A 2,520-nucleotide genomic window follows, 5' to 3' on the forward strand; every position below is an offset into this window, starting at 1 on the left:
TCGGCTCGACGGGTTCGCTACCCCGCTTCTTTCAGCGCTCCCCTCGCGGTCGGCGCCTTGCGGCTCGCTTCGGTCCCTACGACCAAGTTCCGGGAGGACTTTCACCTCCTGACCACTGTCCATGCTGGGCACACACGAGAGAGGCCCGGACGGGTGCTCCGTCCGGGCCTCCTTTCGACCCCGATCCCCCGACGCGAATCAGGCGGCCGTCGCCACCGCGACGCCCTCGGGGAGCAGGCCGGAGACGCGGGAGAGGCCCGCCTCCTCCATGATCTCCACCGCCTCCGGGCCGTCGATGGTCTCGCGCTCCAGCAGCGCCACGGCCAGGGCGGCCAGCGGCTCGCGGTTGGCGGCGAGCAGCTCCACCGTGCGGCGGTAGAGGCGGTCCAGGATCTCGCGCACCTCGCGGTCCATGTGGGCGTGCGCCTCGGGGGAGAGCGAGCCGGGCTCGCCGTCGTGCACCAGCAGCCCCGTGTCGGCGCCCATGCCCAGCTGGTAGACCATGCGCCGCGCGATCCCGTTGACCTGCACCAGGTCGTTCTGGGCCCCGCTGGTCACCGCGTGCGGCCCGAAGACCAGCTCCTCGGCGGCGCGGCCGGCCAGGCCCTTCATGATCACGCCCTCCAGGTAGCTGCGCCGGTAGAGGAAGCGGTCGTCCTCGGGCGAGAAGAACGCCACGCCCAGCGCCTGGCCGCGCGCCTGGATGGTCACCTTGTGCAGCCCGTCCTCGGGCGCGCAGACCACCCCGGCCAGCGCGTGGCCGGCCTCGTGGTACGCCACCGTCGCGCGCTCGCGGTCGAGCGCGCGGAAGCCCTTGCGCTCCTTGCCCAGCAGCATGCGGTCGCGGGCCTGCTCCACGTGCTCCCAGCGCACCTCGGCCGCCCGCTCGCGCGCCGCCGCGATCGCCGACTCGTTGAGCAGGTTGGCCAGCTCCGCGCCCGTGGCGCCCGGGGTGAGCCGCGCCAGCCGCGCCAGGTCCACGTCCGCCCCCAGGGGGATGCCGCGCTTGCGGACGTGCAGCCGCAGGATCTCCTCGCGCCCGCCCGACGTCGGCGGCGACACGGTGATGGTGCGGTCGAAGCGCCCGGGACGCCTGAGCGCCTCGTCCAGGTCGTCGGGGCGGTTGGTGGCGGCGAGGACGACCACGCCGTCCAGCGGGTCGAAGCCGTCCATCTCCACCAGCAGCTGGTTGAGCGTGCGGTCGTCCTCGTTGTGGCTGCGGTTGCGGCCGCGCTTGCCGCCCAGCGCGTCGATCTCGTCGATGAAGATCACGCCGCCCTTCTTGCGCGCCTTCTTGAAGAGGCTCTTGATGCGGTGCGCCCCCATCCCCACCAGGAAGCCGGTGACCTCGGAGCCCGAGATGGAGAAGAACGGCACCGCGGCCTCGCCGGCCACGGCGCGCGCCAGCAGCGTCTTCCCCGTCCCCGGCGGGCCCACCAGGAGCGCGCCCTTGGGCACCCGGGCGCCGAGCGCGGCGAACGCCCCCGGCTCGCGGAGGAACTCCACCATCTCGCGCAGCTCCTCGGCCGCGCCCTGGGTGCCCGCCACGTCGTCGAAGGTGGTGGTCGACGTGCCGCCCGAGCCCAGCTCCTCGGCGGCGCCGCCGCGGAAGTGGCGGAAGAGGAAGACGCCGATCCCGACGAGCAGCAGCACCTGCAGGGCGATCCCCATCACCCCGCGCACGGGGCTGCCCCGGTGGGCGTGCGCCAGCGTCAGCTCCACGCCGCGGGCCTGGGCGCGCGCCGCCAGCCCGTCCACCTCGTCGACGGGATAGACCACGGCGAAGTCAGGCCCGGCCTCCACGGCCGCGCCCGCGCCCGGCGCCCACTCGCCGCGGATCTCCGCGCCGGGGCGGACGACGAGCGAGGCCACGCGGCCGCCCTCGATGGCGGCCAGCAGCTCGGTGTAGGCGATCTCGCGCGGCTCGGGGGCGTGCGGGGCCGCGCGGGTCCACACCCCCACCGCCATCACCACCACGGCGAGGGCGATGGCGAAGACGCGCTGGACGAGCGGCGGGACGGAGAGGTCGAGGCGCCGCGGGGGGCGCTCGCCGCTGGTGGCGGTGCCGGGGGCGTCCGCCTGGGCGGCCGGCTTGCGGATGTGGTCCTGGGACAGCGGAGACGACATAGGGACTGCGGAGGAACAAGAAACGCGACGGAGCCATCTTCGGCTCCGCCACAGCGATACGCTTCTCTGGGCCCGACCGGATTGCGCGCCGGCGGGGGGAACATCCGTAACCCGGTGGGACGGCGGGTGTTCCGGCGCTGGATGGAAGATAAGGGGAAGTGCGTGAGTGCGTAAGTGCGGAAGTACGAAAGTGCGAGAGTGCGGAAGTGCAGAAGTGCGGAAGTGCGGAAGTGGGCGACGGCGCTGCTGTTGAACCCAAATCCTGCAATCCACACTGAGGCGGTGCCCTGCGACGCTCCTCGCTCGGTCGTGCGGTGCTCTGGTCCGCGTTCGGGACGATTTGAGCGTCGCTGGGGCGCCTCGGAGCGGGTTTCGGCCTGCTGATCCACGTTT

General features: G+C 73.2%; 1 protein-coding gene. It reads right to left on the reverse strand.

All coding sequences use genetic code 11. The features are described 5' to 3' along the window. Positions 1-198 precede the first annotated feature (198 nt). Positions 199-2,127 (reverse strand): AAA family ATPase, encoded by a 1,929-nt coding sequence (locus tag VF746_24850; GenBank protein HEX8695667.1) that lies wholly within the window; start codon positions 2,125-2,127, stop codon positions 199-201. Positions 2,128-2,520 lie beyond the last annotated feature (393 nt).

The organism is Longimicrobium sp. (assembly GCA_036389795.1).
In the GTDB taxonomy this organism is placed as follows: domain Bacteria; phylum Gemmatimonadota; class Gemmatimonadetes; order Longimicrobiales; family Longimicrobiaceae; genus Longimicrobium.

Bases quoted from the DNA above. Each gene is read 5' to 3' on its own strand.
- VF746_24850 (HEX8695667.1), bottom strand. From the start codon at position 2,127: ATGTCGTCTCCGCTGTCCCAGGACCACATCCGCAAGCCGGCCGCCCAG.